The organism is Chenggangzhangella methanolivorans (assembly GCF_019797865.1).
Taxonomy (GTDB): domain Bacteria; phylum Pseudomonadota; class Alphaproteobacteria; order Rhizobiales; family Methylopilaceae; genus Methylopila; species Methylopila methanolivorans.
This window is the reverse complement of the sequence record NZ_CP081869.1, coordinates 1458629-1475936: the sequence shown is the minus strand read 5'-3', so window position 1 is coordinate 1475936 and position 17308 is coordinate 1458629. Positions and strand designations below refer to the sequence as shown.

Annotated in this window: 18 protein-coding genes; 10 read left to right on the top strand and 8 right to left on the bottom strand. The window is 71.2% G+C overall.

Annotated elements, in window-relative coordinates:
• Positions 1-65: 65 nt before the first annotated feature.
• The 5 genes from K6K41_RS07765 (at position 66) to K6K41_RS07745 (ending at position 4238) form a co-directional block, all read left to right on the top strand.
• Complete coding sequence (locus tag K6K41_RS07765) at positions 66-887, top strand: uracil-DNA glycosylase (RefSeq protein WP_261404569.1); 822 nt, start codon at positions 66-68, stop codon at positions 885-887.
• A gap of 133 nt (positions 888-1020) precedes the next feature.
• Entirely contained in the window at positions 1021-1164 is a 144-nt protein-coding gene (locus K6K41_RS07760) for a hypothetical protein (protein WP_261404568.1), read from the top strand.
• Between the two features lie 141 nt (positions 1165-1305).
• Complete coding sequence (locus tag K6K41_RS07755) at positions 1306-3045, top strand: methyl-accepting chemotaxis protein (protein ID WP_261404567.1); 1740 nt, start codon at positions 1306-1308, stop codon at positions 3043-3045.
• 111 nt (positions 3046-3156) lie between these two features.
• Complete coding sequence (locus K6K41_RS07750; RefSeq protein ID WP_261404566.1) at positions 3157-3882, top strand: TetR/AcrR family transcriptional regulator; 726 nt, start codon at positions 3157-3159, stop codon at positions 3880-3882.
• Positions 3879-4238 (top strand): tRNA-binding protein, encoded by a 360-nt coding sequence (locus K6K41_RS07745; protein WP_261404565.1) that lies wholly within the window; start codon positions 3879-3881, stop codon positions 4236-4238. The genes K6K41_RS07750 and K6K41_RS07745 overlap by 4 nt, the downstream gene beginning before the upstream one ends.
• Positions 4239-4356: 118 nt before the next feature.
• On the opposite strand, the gene K6K41_RS07740 is transcribed toward K6K41_RS07745, so the two are convergent.
• The 3 genes from K6K41_RS07740 to K6K41_RS07730 all read right to left on the bottom strand — a co-directional run bounded on the left by K6K41_RS07740 (position 4357) and on the right by K6K41_RS07730 (position 7124).
• Positions 4357-5769: an ATP-binding protein gene (locus K6K41_RS07740; protein WP_378149482.1), complete on the bottom strand. Its 1413-nt coding sequence runs from the start codon at positions 5767-5769 to the stop codon at positions 4357-4359.
• Positions 5766-6476: a response regulator gene (locus tag K6K41_RS07735; RefSeq protein WP_261404564.1), complete on the bottom strand. Its 711-nt coding sequence runs from the start codon at positions 6474-6476 to the stop codon at positions 5766-5768. The genes K6K41_RS07740 and K6K41_RS07735 overlap by 4 nt, the downstream gene beginning before the upstream one ends.
• A gap of 165 nt (positions 6477-6641) precedes the next feature.
• A complete protein-coding gene (locus K6K41_RS07730) occupies positions 6642-7124 on the bottom strand; it encodes a MarR family winged helix-turn-helix transcriptional regulator (RefSeq protein WP_261404563.1) in 483 nt (160 codons plus the stop codon).
• Positions 7125-7440: 316 nt separating this feature from the next.
• Here K6K41_RS07730 and K6K41_RS07725 point away from each other — a divergent pair, with 316 nt between their 5' ends.
• Positions 7441-8340 carry a branched-chain amino acid aminotransferase gene (locus K6K41_RS07725; protein ID WP_261404562.1) on the top strand — a complete coding sequence of 300 codons (900 nt, stop codon included), beginning with the start codon at positions 7441-7443 and terminating at the stop codon, positions 8338-8340.
• A gap of 215 nt (positions 8341-8555) precedes the next feature.
• Here K6K41_RS07725 and K6K41_RS07720 read toward each other — a convergent pair whose 3' ends face one another.
• Both K6K41_RS07720 and K6K41_RS07715 read right to left on the bottom strand, forming a co-directional pair.
• A complete protein-coding gene (locus K6K41_RS07720; RefSeq protein WP_261404561.1) occupies positions 8556-10235 on the bottom strand; it encodes a family 1 glycosylhydrolase in 1680 nt (559 codons plus the stop codon).
• Between the two features lie 149 nt (positions 10236-10384).
• Positions 10385-11146: a 3-oxoacyl-ACP reductase family protein gene (locus tag K6K41_RS07715; protein WP_261404560.1), complete on the bottom strand. Its 762-nt coding sequence runs from the start codon at positions 11144-11146 to the stop codon at positions 10385-10387.
• 110 nt (positions 11147-11256) lie between these two features.
• Here K6K41_RS07715 and K6K41_RS07710 point away from each other — a divergent pair, with 110 nt between their 5' ends.
• The 4 genes from K6K41_RS07710 to K6K41_RS07695 all read left to right on the top strand — a co-directional run bounded on the left by K6K41_RS07710 (position 11257) and on the right by K6K41_RS07695 (position 15103).
• A complete protein-coding gene (locus tag K6K41_RS07710; RefSeq protein ID WP_261404559.1) occupies positions 11257-11910 on the top strand; it encodes a TetR/AcrR family transcriptional regulator in 654 nt (217 codons plus the stop codon).
• A 113-nt stretch (positions 11911-12023) separates the two neighbouring features.
• Positions 12024-13850: a tetratricopeptide repeat protein gene (locus K6K41_RS07705; protein WP_261404558.1), complete on the top strand. Its 1827-nt coding sequence runs from the start codon at positions 12024-12026 to the stop codon at positions 13848-13850.
• A gap of 64 nt (positions 13851-13914) precedes the next feature.
• Positions 13915-14769 carry a 4-(cytidine 5'-diphospho)-2-C-methyl-D-erythritol kinase gene (locus K6K41_RS07700; protein ID WP_261404557.1) on the top strand — a complete coding sequence of 285 codons (855 nt, stop codon included), beginning with the start codon at positions 13915-13917 and terminating at the stop codon, positions 14767-14769.
• A 13-nt stretch (positions 14770-14782) separates the two neighbouring features.
• Positions 14783-15103, top strand: coding sequence for a YnfA family protein (locus K6K41_RS07695; protein WP_261404556.1), 321 nt, complete (start codon positions 14783-14785; stop codon positions 15101-15103).
• Between the two features lie 120 nt (positions 15104-15223).
• On the opposite strand, the gene K6K41_RS07690 is transcribed toward K6K41_RS07695, so the two are convergent.
• Genes K6K41_RS07690 through K6K41_RS07680 form a run of 3 tightly spaced genes read right to left on the bottom strand, consistent with a single transcriptional unit; the run spans position 15224 to position 17132 of the window.
• Positions 15224-15376, bottom strand: coding sequence for a hypothetical protein (locus K6K41_RS07690; RefSeq protein WP_261404555.1), 153 nt, complete (start codon positions 15374-15376; stop codon positions 15224-15226).
• The gene (locus K6K41_RS07685; RefSeq protein ID WP_261404554.1) at positions 15334-16350 is read right to left on the bottom strand and encodes a YbfB/YjiJ family MFS transporter; all 1017 of its coding nucleotides are present in this window, start codon (positions 16348-16350) and stop codon (positions 15334-15336) included. Before K6K41_RS07685 ends, K6K41_RS07690 begins: the two co-directional genes overlap by 43 nt.
• A gap of 41 nt (positions 16351-16391) precedes the next feature.
• Positions 16392-17132, bottom strand: a complete 741-nt coding sequence (locus K6K41_RS07680) for a TetR/AcrR family transcriptional regulator (protein ID WP_261404553.1) — start codon at positions 17130-17132, stop codon at positions 16392-16394.
• Positions 17133-17308 lie beyond the last annotated feature (176 nt).

Genomic DNA, 17308 nt, shown 5'->3' with positions numbered 1-17308 from the left:
GGCTTTTCATCCCGCGCGGCTCGGGCGCCGCGACTTAAGACCCGCGACGCGATAAGCTCGTCGCCATGCCGCCTTCGCTTTCCACAGACGAAGCCCGCGCGCTGCTCGAATGGCACATCGCCATGGGCGTCGACGTCGCGCTCGAGGACGACCCGCAGGACCGCTACGCCGAGACCGCGGCCCGCGCCGCCGCGGCGCGTCCGGCGCGCGCGCCCGAGCTCGACCGCGCGGCCGATCGGCGGCCGCCCGCGTCCCCCGCAGCGCTGCTGGCGGGGCCGGGCGAGACGGCGGCCGCGGCGCGCGAGGCGGCGGCGTCGGCCGCGACGCTCGACGAGCTGCGCGCCATCCTCGAGGCCTTCGACGGCTGCCCCCTCAAGGCGACCGCGAGCCGCACCGTCTTCGCGGACGGGACGCCGGGCGCGCGGCTGATGCTGGTGGGCGAGGCGCCGGGCCGCGAGGAGGATCTGTCGGGCCTGCCCTTCGTCGGGCGCTCAGGCCAGCTTCTCGACCGGATGCTCGCCGCAATCGGCCTCGACCGCTCGTCGGTCTACATCGCCAACGTCATCCCCTGGCGTCCGCCCGGAAACCGGACCCCGACCCCGCAGGAGACCGAGACCTGCCTGCCGTTCGTGCGCCGGCAGATCGAGCTCGCCAGGCCCGACGTCCTCGTCGCGCTCGGCGGCGCCTCGGCCCAGAGCCTGTTCCGGGCCAAGGAAGGGATCCTGAAGCTGCGCGGCCGCTGGCTGGAGCACGAGGTCGGCGGGCGCCGGATCAAGGCCATGGCGACGCTGCACCCGGCCTATCTGCTGCGAAGCCCCGCGCAGAAGAAGCTCGTCTGGCGCGACCTCAAGGCGATCCGCAAGGCGCTCGAAAGCGAGGGCGGGTAAGGGATTTGGTATTGTTGCGCTGCAATAGGCGCATGTCTGGCATGCCAAGCCCTGCGTTCTGCTTGCGACTTTGGTATGCCATAAGGCCCAACGAAACGTCAGGCGCTCCGGCGCCCAATCGAAAGGCCCCATCATGACCAGCGCTGTTCTCCAGGCTCTCTCCGGCTCCCCAATCGCCGCCTTCTTCGCCCGCGCCTACATCGAAATCGAAGCGTTCTTCGAAGAGGCCGGCGCCGCGCTCGTGCGCGCCCAGAAGGAAGAGCCGTTCGGTCTCTGATCGACCGCCGGACGACGAGCTTTCAAATCGGGGTCGCCTGCAGAGGCGGCCCCGTTTCTATTTTGCGCTGCAAGAACCGCACTTCGGGACCACTCCGGCGGTTTACCGCCGGTTAGCCCGGCCGTGCCTAGCCTCACGGCCATGAGCTTCAGCCTTCTTCAGTTCAAGCGCCCGCGGGCGCCGGAGCCCGACCTGGCCGCCTTGCGCGAGCCGGAGCCGGCGGCGCGCGCCGAGGCCGTCGTCGCGGCCGGGGGACCGGACGCGCTCGACCTCATCGAGGCCGACGTCTCCTCCGCGATCGGGAAGGTCGGCGCGTCGATCGCGCTCGCGCGCGCCGAGACCGCCGACATGCAGGCGGGGATCGCGGGCATCCGCGCCCAGACCGCCGACCTCGCCGAACGCTCGCGGCTCGCAGCCGACGGCGCCGACGGCTTCGCGCGCGGCGCCGAGGCGCTGGCGCTCGCCTCCGAGCGGATCGACGCCGCGATGCGGACGGCGCTCGTCTCGCTCGAAAGCGCAGGCGAGCGGGGCGAGGAGGCGCGCGCGCTGATCTCTTCGCTCGGCGAGGCGAGCCAGGAGATCTCCGGCATCGTCGACGCGATCTCGGCGATCGCGGCGCAGACGAGCCTTCTGGCGCTCAACGCCGCTATCGAGGCCGCGCGCGCGGGCGACGCCGGCCGGGGCTTCGCGATCGTGGCCAAGGAAGTGAAGGCGCTCTCGATCCAGACGGCGTCGGCGGCCGACGACGTGAAGGCGCGGATCGCCAGAATGCGCGACGGCGCGCGCGCCTCGGCGCAGGCGACCGAAGCCGCGGCGCTCGCGATCGACGCGCTGCGGCCGACCTTCGAGACCGTGAAGGGCGTCGCCGAGGACCACGCGCTCACCGTCGCCCACATCGTGGAGGACGCCGCCCGGGTGTCGGCGTCGGCCGCCGAGGTCAGCCTCGAGGCGGGGGCCGCGAGCCTCGCCACGCTCGAGCTCGACGCGCGCGCGATCGCCATGGAGGCCGCCGCCGTGCGCGCCGCCGACGAGGCCGGGGCGCTCGGCCGCCGCTTCGTCGCCGTCATCCGCCAGAGCGAACTCGGCGACCGGCGCCGGCATGACCGCTTCCCCGTAGAGCTCGACGTGCGGCTCGCCGACGGCCGCGCGACCCGCACCATGGATCTGAGCCAGGGCGGGGTGCTTGTCGGCGCGGTCGAGCCGGCGGTCGAGGCCGGCCGCCGCCTGAGCCTCGCGATCGAGGGGATCGGCGACGTCATGGTCCGGGTCGCGGAGGTGAGCCCAATGGGGCTGCATTGCGCGTTCGATCGCCTTGAGCCCGACGCCGCCGCGCGACTCGCCGCGACGCTCGGGGAGGTCGAGGCGCGCTACGCCCCGCTCGTCGCGCGCGCCAAGGACGTCGCGGCCCGCGCCGCCGCCGCCATGACGCGCGAGATCGAGGCCGGGACCTTGCGCGAGCAGGCGCTCTTCGACGCCGACTACCGGCCGATCGCAGGCTCCGAGCCGCAGCAATATCTCACCGACGCGGTGGCCCCGCTCGAGCGGCTGCTGCAGGACATGATCGAGGCCGAGCTCGCCGCCGACCCCGCGATGATGTTCTGCATCCTCACCGACCGGAACGGCTTCCTGCCGATCCACAACCTCAAGGTCAGTCATCCCCAGCGGCCCGGCGACCCGGTGTGGAACGACGCCAACTGCCGCAACCGCCGCATCTTCGACGACCGCACCGGCATCACCGCCGCGCGCTCGACGCGGCCGGCGACCGTGCAGGTCTATCGCCGCATGGTGGGCGGCGCGGTGGTGATGGTGCGCGAGATCGACGCCCCGATCCGCGTCAACGGCCGGCACTGGGGCGCGTGCCGGATGGCCTACCGGTTCTGAACCTGCGCGGACGGAGGCGGGCGGCGACGTCCGCCGTCCGGATTTGGACGTGAGGCCGTCACGCTCCTATGTTTCCTCGGCATGTTTCGACAGCCAGGAGATCCGACGCCCATGGCCCGCAAGCCCTCCGACCCCGCCGGCGGTCTCGACGACGCGGCCGCCGCGCCCCAGCCCAAGCCCGCCGATCCGCGCGAGAAGATCGTCGCGGCGCTGATGGACCTGCTCGCGGTCCGGCGCTGGAACGACGTCGGGCTCTCCGACGTCGCGTCCGCCTCCGGCGTGTCGCTCGCCGAGCTTCGCGGGCTGTTCCCGTCGAAGGGCGCGATTCTCGCCGGCTTCGTGCGGCAGGTCGACCTCGACGTGCTCGCCCATGACGTCAAGGACATGGCCGACGAGCCGGTGCGCGAGCGCCTGTTCGACGTGCTGATGCGCCGCTTCGAGGCGCTCAGAGATCATCGCGAGGCGCTGCGTTCGGTGCGCGACGGCCTGCGGGCCGATCCGCTGGGCGCGGCCTCCATGAACCAAGTCGCGGTGTCGTCGATGCAGTGGATGCTGGCGGCGGCCGGCGTGCAGGAGGCCGGGCCGGTCGGGACCGCGCGCGCCCAGGGCCTGGTGCTGGTTCTCGCGCGGGTGTTCGAGACCTTCCTCAACGATCCCGACGAGGGGCTCGCGCGCACCATGAAGGCGCTCGACGCGGAGCTTCGCCGCGCCGAGAGCCTCGCGCGCCGCGCCGACGATTTCGGGCGCCTGACCGCGCCGTTCCGCGAGGCTTTCGAGCGCGTGCTCGGCCGCGGCGGGCGCCGCGACAAGGACGACGACGTGGCGACCGCCGCGTGAGCGGGGAGGGGGCGGCCGCGGAAAGGATCGCGTTCGACGACTTCCTCAAGGTCGACGTCCGGGTCGGGACGATCGTCGAAGCCGAGCCGTTTCCCGAGGCGCGCAAGCCCGCGATCAAGCTCCGGATCGATTTCGGTCCGGAGATCGGGGTGAAGCGCTCCTCGGCGCAGATCACCAAGCACTACGCGCCCGAGACGCTGGTCGGGAGGCAGGTGGTCGCGGTCGTGAATTTCCCGCCGCGCCAGATCGGGCCGGTGATGTCCGAGGTGCTGACGCTCGGCGTGCCGGACGCGGCCGGCGAGGTGGTGCTGCTGTCGCCGACTGTCGAGACGCCGAACGGCGGGCGGATGTTCTAGGCGGGGGCCTCCTCTGCCGTCATCCCGGCTCTCCGCTTCGCTGCGGCCGGAATGACGGGCGGGGTCGCGGGAGCGTCGCCTCGGACGGGCGGCGCGGCCTCATCGCCGCCGCTTCGCCCTAGGCTGGCACGCGCACCACCGCCCGCAAGCCTCCGAGCGGGCTCGCCTCCAGCGTGACGTCGCCGCCGTGGCTGCGGGCGATGTCGCGGGTGATCGCAAGGCCAAGCCCCGAAGAGCCGCCGTCGCCGGCCTGGGTGCGGCTCTCGTCGAGGCGCAGGAACGGGCGGAACGCCTCCTCGCGCATCTCCATCGGGATGCCGGGCCCGTCGTCGTCGATCCGCACCTCGAGCCGGCGCCCGTCATGGACCGCCGTGATGGCGATGCGGCGGGCGTACCGCGTGGCGTTCGCCACCAGATTCTGCAGGCAGCGGCGGAAGGCGTCGGGCCGCACCATCGCGATCGGCTGGCCATGGGTCTCGACGCTCGCCGAGACGCCATGATGCTCGGCGCCGCGCTTCAGGTCGTCGAGCATCGCGGGAATGTCGGTGGCCGAAGCCGCCTCGCCGGCGTCGCCGCGCACGAAGGCCATGTAGGCCTCGAGCATGCGGCTCATCTCCTCGACGTCGCGGTTCAATTCCTCGACCTCGGGGCTCTCGTCCAGCATGGCGAGCTGCAGCCGGAAGCGCGTGAGGATGGTGCGCAGGTCGTGGGAGACGCCCGCCAGCATGGTGGTGCGCTGCTCCATGGCGCGCTCGATGCGGTTGCGCATGTCGATGAAGGAGACGGCCGCGAGCCGCACCTCGCGCGCGCCCTTCACCTTGAACTCCGGCGCGTCGCGGCCCTTGCCGAAGCTCTCGGCGGCCTCCGAGAGCGCGAGGATCGGGCGGATCTGCTTCTTGAGAAACACGATCGCGATGCCGAGCAGCACCGCCGAGGCCGCCACCATCCAGATGAGGAAGATGTGGCTGTTGGAGGCGTAGGACTGGCTGCGCTTGGCCAGCACCTTCATCACCGCGTCGCCGAGGTCGACCCGGATCTCGACGAAGTTCGAGCGGCCGACCGTGTCGATCCAGATCGGGCGCTTCACCTCGTCGGTGATCTCGCGCAGGAGCGAGGCATCGACGATCGAGAAGAACGGCTTCGGCCGCGCCGGCGGCAGCGGCTGGTAGGGCAGGAACTCGACCTGCAGCGAAAGCTTTTCGCGCGCGATGCGTTCGAGCCGGCGCTCCTCCTCCGGTCCGGGATCGGCGGCGCGCAGCTCGATCAGCGCCGCGATGTCCTGGCCGACGGCGGTGGCGAGCCGCTTGGTGACGAGCTCGTAGTGGCGCTCCATGAACAGGAATGCGACCGCGCCCTGCAGCAGCACGACAGGCGCGATGATGATGATGAGCGAGCGCGGATAGAGGCCCGTCGGCATCACGCGCTCGAGGAAGTCGTTGAAGCCGCGGCGGAGGTTGGCGAGGCCGCCCGACGGTCGGGCCGGCCGGTCCGCGCGCTCCGCGATCTGGTCCGGGGCCTCGCGCGCGCTCATTCGTCGGTCAGCAGGCGGTAGCCCATGCCGCGCACGGTCTGCAGCAGGATGGGGTTGGCCGGGTCGGTCTCGATCTTGCGGCGAAGCCGGGTCACCACGACGTCGACCGCGCGGTCGCCGGGGGCGGCGTCGTCGCCCGCGATCGCCGAGCGCGGCACCGTCTGGCCCGGGCGCTCGGCGAGGGCTGCGAGCAGGTCGCGCTCGCGGTCGGTGAGGCGGATGACCTCGTCGGCCCGCTTCAGCTCTCCGCGGCCGCGGTGGAAGGAGAACGGACCGAAGCGCACCTCGGGCTCGGACGCCGTCGCGCCGTTCGAGGCGTTGGAGCGGCGCAGGATGCCGCCGACGCGCAGCAGCAGCTCGCGCGGATCGAAGGGCTTGGTCAGATAGTCGTCGGCCCCGGTCTCGAGGCCCGCGATGCGGTCGTCGGCCTCCGAGCGCGCGGTCAGCATCAGGATCGGGACCGAGGAGCGGGCGCGGACGGCGCGGGCGAGGTCGAGCCCGTTCTCGCCCGGCATCATGACGTCGAGCACCAAGAGGTCGAACGCCAGGCTGTCGAGCTTCTGCCGCGCTTCCGCCGCCGAGGCCGCGACCGTGACGCGGTAGCCGTTCTGGCTGAGGAAACGGTGCAGCAGGCTGCGGATGCGGCCGTCGTCGTCGACCACGAGGAGATGGGAGGCGTCGTCTGGAAGGGGCTGCGCTGCGGGCATGGGCTATCGGACCGTCACTCTGCGTCCCTCGTCATGCCCGAGCTCGTCTCGGGCGACCACGACGTCGTCGTCGGGCTCAGCCAGCCGACGTCGTGGATACCCGGCTTCGCCGGGCCTGACGAGGTGTTTCGGGCTCGATCGCCCCATCACGTTCCCTCGCCCGCCTCACCGCCGGGGCGGAATCTCGGCGCCGCTGACGGCCGACACCTTCGAGCGCTCCTCGGGTTCGATGATCTCGAACAGGAAGCGGCGCACCGCCTCCTGTTCGCGCGCGTCGAGGGTGGAGAGCGCGTGGCTGACGCGCCGGGTCTGGAGCCGGGCGAGCTCGCGCGCGAGGCGGTCGCCGCGCTCGGTCACGAACAGCAGGCGCTGGCGCCGGTCGGCCGCGCCCTCGCGCTGGGTGATGAAGCCCTTGTCGACGAGCTCGCGCAGCACGCGGCCGAGGCTCTGCTTGGTGATCTTGAGAATGTCGAGCAGCTCGGTGACGCGCAGGCCCGGATTGCGGTCGACGAAGTGCAGGACCCGGTGGTGCGCGCGGCCGAAACCGTAGGCGGTCAGCTCCTCGTCGGGATCGCGCACGAAGTCGCGATAGGCGAAAAACAGCAGCTCGATCACGTCGAACGCCGGTTTGTCGGCGTCCGCGGACATCTCGTCCCGCGGCGCGGCGGCAGGTCGCTCAGTCGAAATTACGTCAGCCATGTTGACTTATTTCGATCCTGTCGCCATGTTGCGGCGGTCGCGTCGGAGCCGTCCGCGCCGACGGTCTTTCGGCGTCGGGCCTGTCCCGGACCGCCGTTCCGGCGACGATATCGGCTCCGCGCGGACGACGCAAAACCGCCGTTTCATAAGGGTCGACGGTTGCGCCGAGCCTCCGAAGGGAGGATCGTCCGCGGTCGCGAAACACGTTCGAACACCCGAAGCCGGCGACAGCCCGGCCAAGACAACAGTCTCGAGGAGCCAGGCGATGGCCGACCAGCAGCCCTTCGACAGCCGCGACGGCGTCATCTGGTACGACGGCAAGTTCGTGCCGTGGGCGGACGCCAACGTCCACGTGCTGACCCACGGCCTGCATTACGCGAGCGCCGTGTTCGAGGGCGAGCGCGCCTATGCCGGGCAGATCTTCAAGATGCGCGAGCACAATCAGCGCCTGATCGATAGCGGCAAGCTGCTCGGCTTCGACATTCCCTACACGGTCGAGGAGATCGACCGCGCCTGCGTCGAGACGCTGGCCAAGCAGGGCTTCGAGGACGCCTATGTCCGCCCGATCGCGTGGCGCGGCTCGGAGATGATGGGCGTCGCGGCGCAGAACAACAAAATTCATCTTGCGATCGCGATCTGGCAGTGGCCGAGCTATTTCGACCCCGCCGAGCGCTTGAAGGGCATCCGCATCGACCTCGCCGAATGGCGTCGGCCCGATCCGCGCACGATCCCGTCGAAGGCCAAGGCCACCGGCCTCTACATGATCTGCACGCTGTCGAAGCACGCCGCCGAGCGGAAGGGCTACGCCGACGCGCTGATGCTCGACTGGCGCGGCCAGGTCGCCGAATGCACCGGCGCCAACGTGTTCTTCGTGAAGGACGGCGTCATCCACACCCCGACGCCGGACTGCTTCCTCGACGGCATCACGCGGCGCACCGTCATCGGCCTCGCCAAGGCGCGCGGCATCGAGGTGGTGGAGCGCGCGATCCTGCCGGAGGAGCTCGACGGCTTCGAAGAGTGCTTCATCTGCGGCACGGCGGCGGAAGTGACGCCGGTGTCGGAGATCGCTGAGTGGCGGTTCACGCCGGGCGCGATCACCAAGACGCTGATGGAGGACTACGACGCGGCCGTGCGCGCCCATGTGAAGGCGGTCGCGGCGGAGTAAGACGCTGCGCCGGCTTGCCGGGCCGCTCTTTGCACGACGCCTTTTGCGCGAGGCTTGAAGTCCCCCTCTCCCGCGCGCGGGAGAGGGTAATGGTGAGGGCCTCCAGCGCCGACGCCCTGACGACATGCCCGTCCGTTACGGGCTGAGCGCATTTGAGGGGGGCGTCCCGCCCTCGGCGGCGACAGTCTCAGCGCCGCCTTTATAAGCCCGTCCCCTCACTGAACCTGATCGGCGGAGTCGGTCGACGCCTGGGCCGTCTGGTTGTTCAGCCCGTTCAGCAGCGCGCGGATGAAGGGGCGGGGCTCGAGCGACAGCTCGAACACGCCGCCGGTGTTGACGCTCGTCCTGGACTTCGCGACCGAGAGCGCGGTCTCCCAGCCATAAGTGTCGACCAGCGGATAGATCGTGTAGCCGAGCATCGGCGTCCCGTCCTCCATGGCGGCCGCGGTCTCGAGCAGCATCTCGGCGTGCCAGCGCGCGCCGTAGGCGTAGAACGGCGTGCCGGTCTCGCCGATCATCATCGGCATGCGGTAGCGGTCGTGATAGTCGCGGATCATCTGGTAGAGCCCGCGCCGCTCGCCGACGGCCGCCTGCGCGGCGTAGAGCTGCGGCTCGGGCGAGAGCCACGCCCCGCTCGCGCCCTTTGCCTCGTTGTGCGCGTAGTAGTCGGCCGCGAACACGGTGTCGTCGCGCATGGTCTTGCCGTGCGACTCGGCGAGCCGCTCGTGGAGCTTGCGCAGCGAGCCGATCATGCCGACGAGCTTTTCGAGGCGCTCGGCCTGCTCGTCCTCGTCGTCGGTGGCGAACACGTAGGCCGACAGCAGCCACTCGCGGGTCCGGCGCTTCTCGGCGGACTCCTTGCCCGCCTCCTGCGCCAGGAATTCGAGCGGCTCCTCGGCCATCCGGTCGAGGTCGATCTCGAACAGCCATTCCTTGCCGAGGATGAGGTCGCTCGGCAGGAAGCGGACCACGCGGTTGAAGTCGTCGGAGGCCGGCTTCCAGACCGCGGCCTCGGTGTGCATGAACAGCGTGCGACCGCCGGTCCGCGCAAGCTCCTTCTCGATCGCGATGCGGGCCCGGACCGCCGCCGACGCGATGGCGAAGGCGCGCTCGACATAGACGCGGTCGTGGCGCGGGTCGCGCCAGCCCGGAAAGGCGCCGTGCCACATCTGCGAATTGAAGCCGACCGTGGTCTCGGGCTCGTTGATCAGGGTGACGGCGCGGATCTTGTCGCGGTAGCGCGCGAAGGCCTCGCGGGAGAAACGCGCGAAATATTTCGGCCAGTCGGGGTGGAGGTAGTAGCTCGTCTCCGGCTCGCCGGAGCGGAACCGGTCCTCGACGCCGAAATGGTGCAGGTCGAGGCTGAGGTTGAGGCCGGCCGCCGCGAGGTCGCCCACGAAGGCGTCGTGCCTCGCCCAGCTTTGCGGGTCGTCGAGGTCGATCTCGTGGTTGGCGAGGCCGATCCGCAGGTTCGAGACGCCGAGATTGCGGACGCCGTCGATGAGCCTGGCGCGCCGGTCGGCGTCGAACAGGCCCTGGTCGTCGATCGCGTTCCAGCGATAGCGCGCGTCGCGGGTGAGGGGATTGGCGGTCTCGACGCCGCTCCACACGAAGCTTGCGGGCGAGTTCGCGCCGATCGTCTCCTTGTAGAGCGCGATCGTCGCGGCGTTGCGCGCCGCCTCGGCGGGGGTGGGGGGGGACGCGGGGCGGCGCTGGAGCTGGGGCGCGACCGGCGTCGCGAACGCGGCCGCCGGGTCGACGATCGCGGAGACGCCGGAGATCTCGTCGATCTTTCTGCGAGGCCCAGTCGCCGAGCCAGGCCTGCTGGGCCTGCGCCGGAAGAACCGCCCACGCGAACGCGACGCCGAGCGCAAGCGCCCGCGCCAGATGCACACCACGTCCCGCCAAGTGTCCCCCTTCTCGCGACCGCACACGAATCTTTTGCGACCGCGAGAAGGTGTCAGGCGATGCTCCGCCGGCAAACCGACATTTGCGTAAGAGGCGCGTTATCGTCCGCCGGCGCGGTGTTTGGGTGACGCCTTCGTCACGCGATCGCGCCGCCGTCGAGCGTGATGCGCGCTCCGGTGACGAACTTGCCCTCCGAACTCGCCAGCCACGCGACCGCGCCGGCGATGTCGTCGGGCGTGCCGTATTTCTGGATCGCCATCAGCGCGAGCTGGCCGGCCGAGGTCTCGCCGTCCGCGGGGTTCATCTCGGTGTCGGTCGAGCCCGGCTGGACGACGTTCACGGTGATGCCGCGCGGGCCGAGGTCGCGGGCGAGGCCGCTGGTGAAGATCGCGACCGCGCCCTTGGTGGCCGAATAGACCGTGACGCCTGGGAACGGCACGCGCTCGCCAAGGCCCGAGCCGATCGAGATGATGCGGCCGTCATTGTCCGGCAGGTGCTTGGCGGCCGCCTGCGAGGCGACGATGACGGCGCGGACGTTGACGTCGAGCAGCGCGTCGATGTCCTCGAGCGACCATTCGCCCACCGGACCGCCGCGCGCGATGCCGGCGTTGTTGACGAGGATGTCGAGGCCGCCGAGTTCGCTGGCGGCGCGGTCCACGGCCTCGACGACCGCCTTCGGGTCGCGGCTGTCGGCCTGGAGCGCGACGCCCTTGCGGCCGAGCCCCGAAATCTCCTTGGCGACGGCTTCGGCCTTCTCTGCCGACTTCTCATAGGTGAGCGCGACGTCCGCGCCTTCCCGCGCGAGCCGGAGCGCGATGGCGGCCCCGATGCCGCGGCTGCCGCCGGTGACGAGCGCCTTCTTTCCCGAGAGGCGCTTGGGTTCCTGTACGTTCGACATGGTCGTGATCCATTTTTGTATCGTTTGATACAGAACAGGTGGATCGCTTGTCCGGCGGCGTCAAGAGATTTATATATCGATCGGCATAAAATTGGCGCGACGCGATGGCGATGACGGATCAAGACACCGCAGGCACGATCGACAAGCCGGGACGCGGCCGCCCGCGGGCGTTCTGCCGCGAGACCGCGCTCCGCAAGGCGATGGAGACCTTCTGGGCGCTCGGCTACGAGGGCGCCTCGATGGCCGAGCTCACGCGCGCCATGGGCGTCGGCTCTCCGAGCCTCTACGCCGCCTTCGGATCGAAGGACGCGCTGTTCCGCGAGGCCTGCCGGCTCTACGAGCGCGAAAGCAGCGGCGCGATGATCGCGGCGATCGAGGATCCCGCCACGGCGCGCGAGGGCATCGAGGGCTATCTCATGACCACGGCCGACGGTCTGTCGGCGCCCGGACATCCGCCCGGCTGCATGATCGTGCTCGCGGCGGTGAGCGCGCACGGCGCCTGCGAAGCCGCGCGGGAGGAACTCAAAGGGCGTCGCACGGCGGTCGTGGCCATGCTCGAACGGCGGCTTGCAAGAGGCGTCGCGTCCGGAGAACTGCCGAAAGGCCTCGATATCGCCGCGATCGCGGCGTTCTACGTGACGGTGCAGCAGGGCATGTCGATTCAGGCGGTCGACGGCGCTTCGACGGAGACGCTTCGTGGCGTCGCCAGGGGCGCGATGGCCGCCTGGGACGGGCTCGTGGGCGCGGGCGCGGCGCCGGACTGACGGTCACGATCGTCGGCTTCGGGGTTGTGAGCCGGGCCCCGGGCGTTCATCCTGCCGAACGCTTCGCGCGTCGCCGCCCGCCGGACGACGCCCGCAGGAAGGATGACCGCCTCGTGACTCACTCGCTCTCGCGTCTCGCGCCGATCGCAGCCCTCGCGGCGCTTCTGGCGGCCGGTCCCGCGCTCGCCAACCCGAACGACGCGGCCGAGGTCGACACGCTGGCGACGCGCGGGACGCTCACCGGCAACTATCTCGCCGGCCGCGTCGCCGGGGCGAGCCGTGACGCCGGCGCCGCCGCGACATTCTTCCGCGCGGCGCTGAAGAGCGACCCGCGCAACGCCGAGCTGCTCGAGCGCACGTTCCTGCTGACGCTCGCCGACGGCGACGGCGACGGGGCCATGCGCCTCGCCGAGCGCGTGGTCGCCACCGACCCGTCGAACCGTATCGCGCGGCTCGCGCTCGCGGCGCGCTCGATCCGCACCCACAATTACGGCGCGGCCCGCCATCACCTGTCGCGCGGCGCCAAGGGGCCGCTCGCCGACCTCACCACCCAGCTGCTCATCGGCTGGACCTGGCTCGGCTCCGACCAGCCCGCCAAGGCGGTCGAGGCCGTGGACAAGCTTCAGGGCGCGGACTTCTTCGGCACGTTCCGCGACTATCACGCGGCGCTGATCGCCGACATCGGCAACCGCAAGGACGAGGCGGCCAAGCGCTTCAACGCCGCGCTTTCGGGCGACGGCTCGGCGCTGCGCATCGCGCAGGCGGCCGCGATCTATCGCGCGCGCGCCGGCGACAAGGCCGGGGCGCTGAAGGCGCTCGCCGATTTCGAGAAGGCCTCGCCCCGCCATCCGCTCATCCGCGAGACCCGCGACGCGATCGAGCAGGGCAAGGAGGCCAAGCGCATCGTCAAGGATCCGACCGACGGCGCGGCCGAGGTGCTCTACGGCATCGGCGGCGCGCTCGGCCGGCAGGGCGGCGAGGATCTCTCGATCGTCTATCTCCAGCTCGCGCTCTATCTCGAGCCCGAGCACCCGATGGCGCTCGTCACGCTCGCCGACCTCTATGATCAGCTGAACCAGTACGCCGACGCGATCGACGTCTACGACCGCGTTCCGGAGAGCTCTGCGCTCAAGCGCAACGCTGACATCCAGAGCGCCATGGACCTCGATCGGCTCGACAAGACCGACAAGGCCAAGGCGCAGCTGAAGAAGCTGATCGACGCCGACCCGACCGACCAGGAGGCGATCGTCGCGCTCGGCAACATCGAGCGCGGCCGCGAGCAGTTCAAGGAAGCCGCCGACACCTACAGCAAGGCCGTGGATCTCGTGGAGAAGCGGCAGGCCGCGGAGGCGGCGGCCTCGCCCGCCCAGCCCGCGGACGTGAAACCCGCACAGTCCGCCGCGGCGGCGGCCTCGCCCGACCGGAGCAACTGGTCGCTCTACTATGTCCGCGGCATCGCCTATGAGCGCTCCAAGCAATGGGCGAAGGCCGAGGCCGACCTCAAGAAGGCGCTGGAGCTGTCGCCCGACCAGGCGCTGGTGATGAACTATCTCGGCTATTCCTGGATCGACCAGGGCGTCAATCTCGACGAGGGCATGAAGCTGATCCGCAAGGCGGTCGAGCTGAAGCCGGACGACGGCTACATCGTCGACAGCCTCGGCTGGGCTTTCTACAAGCTCGGCAAATATGAGGACGCCGTGCGCGAGCTTGAGCGCGCGGTCGAGCTGCGCCCGCAGGATCCGGTCATGAACGATCATCTCGGCGACGCCTATTGGCGCGTCGGGCGCAAGCTCGAGGCGCGCTTCCAGTGGAGCCACGCGCTGGAGCTGAAGCCCGAGGCCAACGAGCTTCCCAAGATCGAGGCCAAGCTCAAGGACGGGCTCGAGGCCGACAAGAAGACCGACGCGGCGGAAGTGAAGGAAAAGCGCGAGGGCGGCTGAGCCCCGCTTGCGCCCTGCGTCGCCATGATGGCGGCGTCTCGCCCCCAATGATAAAGGCGGCGCGATGCTCCGCGCCCGCGCTCCCGCCAAGGTCAATCTGACGCTCCACGTCCTCGGCCGCCGGGCCGACGGGTTTCATGAGCTTGACAGCCTCGTGGCCTTCGCCGGCTGCGCCGCGGACGCGCTGGCGTTTCGCCCAAGCGAGGGTCTGGCGCTGTCCGTCGAGGGGCCGTTCGCTTGCGCCGCCGGGGACGTTGCGGGCGACGACAATCTCGTGCTGAAGGCCGCCCGCGAGGCGGCGGCGCGCATCCCCGGGCTGCGGCTCGGGCGGTTTTCTCTCGTGAAGCGCATTCCGGTCGCGGCGGGCCTTGGCGGCGGTTCGGCCGACGCCGCCGCGGCGCTGCGGCTGCTCGCGCAGGCGAACGGGATTGCGGCCGAGGATCCGCGCCTGGTCGAGGCGGCCGCCGCGACGGGCTCGGACGTGCCGGCCTGCCTCGTCTCGCGCGCGGCGCGGATGACCGGGCGGGGCGAAGGCGTGGCGCCGCTCGCGGGCTTCGCGCCGCTCGCCGCCGTGCTCGCGAACCCGTTGAAGCCCGTCTCGACGCCCGAGATCTTTCGCCGCCTCGCCCTGAAGCCCGGCGAAACGCGGTCAGAGACGACGGCCGCGCCCGACGCCGGGCTCGCCGCGCTTGTCGCGGCCCGCAACGACCTCGAAGCGCCGGCCCGCTCCCTGCTCGCCGACATCGGAACGGGGCTCGAGGCGCTCGCCCAAACAGAAGGCTGCCGGCTCGCGCGGATGTCGGGCTCGGGCGCGACGGTGTTCGGCCTCTATGACGACCAGCGGTCGGCCCGCCGCGCCGCGCGCGCGCTGCGCGCCGCCTTGCCCGGCTGGTGGGTCATGCCGACGATGCTGCGGTGAGGAGCCGAGCCCCATGACGCCTGTCGTCTACGTCGCCGCGGCGCTCGCCGAGATCGCCGGCTGCTTCGCGTTCTGGGCGGTCGTGCGCCACGGCGCGCATGTGGGCTGGCTCGCGGCGGGCGTCGTCTCGCTGGTCGCCTTCGCCTGGCTGCTGACGCTCGTCGAGAGCGAGGCGGCGGGGCGCGCCTATGCGGCCTATGGCGGGGTCTATGTCGCGGCCTCGCTCGCCTGGCTCTGGGCGGTCGAGGGCGTGCGGCCGGACCGCTGGGACATGATCGGCTCGGCGATCTGCGTCGCGGGCGCGGCCGTCGTGCTGTTCGGGCCGCGCGGCTGAGAGGCCGTCAGGCGCGGCGCTCGCGCTGGAGCGCCGCCGCCGCGACCGTCGCGGCCATGATCCAGAGCGACAGGGTGAGGCCCGCGGTGAGCCCGTGCGGCCCGTCGGAGACGAAGCCGCTCAACACCGGGCCGACGATCTGCCGACGCCGAACGCGACCGTGAGCAGGCCGATGGCCGGCGTCCAGAGCTCCGGCGGGTAGATGCGGCGCGCGAGCGTCGTCACCGCGGTCACCGAGGCGAGGCCGGACGCGCCGAACAGAACGGCCGACACATAGGCGCCGGTCCGAGACGGCTCGAAAATGACGAGCGCGACGCCGCCATCATGATCGAGGTGGTGGCGATGAGGCCGAGCCCGCCGCGTAGGCGCCCGAGCACCGAACCCCAGAGGAACGTGAAGGCCACGATCGAGAGACCGAGCACGGTCCAGAAGGCTGAGATCTCGACGGCGCCGAAGCCGAGCTCGGCTTTGAGATGCGCGACCACGAAGGTGGCGTAGGCGATGTAGCCCGCGCCAAGCAGCCCGTAGGCCACGAAGACAGGCAGGATGGGCCGGAGGTCGAGGCCGCGCCTGCCGCCGCTCGTGCGCATGGCCGGCGCTGGCGTTCGCCGGACCGCGGGCGCGGCGAGGAGTGCCGCGAGCACGGAAAGAAGGCCGAGCGATCCAGCCGCCGCGCCAGCCGGCCTCGGCGACGACGGGCGGAACGGCGAGCGCCGAGATCGCGATGCCCACGCCGACGCCCGCCACATAGACGCCGAGCACGGTCGGCGCCCGGGCCGCGCCGCGCCGGAGGCCGCCGCCGCGGCGAGCGCGCCGCCGACCACGAAGGCGACGCCGCTCGAAACGCCCGCGGCGAGCCGCAACGCCCCTTGCGCCCAATAGTCCGAGGCGAGCGCCGCGGCCGCGATGGCGATCGCCGAGGCTGCGAGCGAGACCGAGAAGACGCGCTTGGCGCCGTAGCGCTGGGCGAGGCCCGCGGCCACGATCGCGCCGATCAGGTAGCCGATGGCGTTGGCGGCGCCCATCGCGCCGGCGTCCGCCCAGGACCAGCCGAGGTCGTCGCGCATCGCCGGCAGCACCAGCGCATAGGCGAAGCGCCCGAACCCCTGCGCGACCGCAGGCGCCATCGCGAGGCCGGCCACGATCCAGAGCGAGGTCAGGGCCTCGGCGGGAGGTTGGACGGAGGGCGTGGAGCGCGGAGCCGCGTCGCAGGCGCAGGCCTGCGCGACCGTGTCGGAAGACGTCATGGATCGCCCCTCAATTAAAAATACGGTCGTACGTATATTAATCAGGCGCCGGTCTGTCCAGAGGGCCGAGCGGCCTTTTGTCCGGAACGTCTGGCCGTCACGCCGTCGAGGAGCGCGAGCGAGGACGCGCGCGCCTGCTCGAACTCGGCGTCGTCGCCGATCGTCACCGCGACATTGGCGAGCGCCTGGAACGCGAGCAGCTCGAAAGTCAGCTGTCCCGGGTTCGCGTCGGCGTCGATCTCGCCGGCCGCCTGTCCCTCGCGGATCGCCTCGACATAGCGCCGTCGCTTGTCGGCGCGATGCGCGGCGACCCGGTCGCGCACGGCGCCGGGGCGGGCGCGGAACTCGCTCGCGACAGCGTTCATGAAGCAGCCGCCCGGGAGCTCACGCGCCTCGACGAAGTCGAACCAGCGCTCGACCATGCTTCGCAGACGCGCGACGGGGCTCGCCTCGGCGAGCGCCGGCTCGACGATGGCGGCGACATGGACCGCCCGGACGAAGTCGACGGTCGCAAGCTGCAGCGACTGCTTGTCGCCGAACAGCACCTGGATATTGCCCTTGGCCACCCCGGCCTCGGCGGCGAGACGGCCGATCGTCAGCCCTTCGAGGCCGTCGACCGAGGCGATCGCGGCGGCGTGCTCCAGCACGCGCTGGCGCGACTGCGCCCCGCGTCGCTTGCGGCGGTCGAGGATTTCAGCGGCAGGGGCTGCGTCGGTCATCGGCTGGGCGTCGTCATATAAATACGTACGGACGTATATTATGCGCGTGCGACGCGGCGCCATCAAGTCTTCCGGGCGGCGCGGCCTTGACAGGCCCGGCCGCGAGTACCATACCTGTCGGTACGATACCAATCGGTATAGTTCGGGACGCAAAGCTCATGTCGAACTGGTTTTCCCGCCTCGGCCGTCCGGCCGCGGCGACGGCTGCGCTCGCTCTGGCGGCGCCGCCGTCCTCTCCG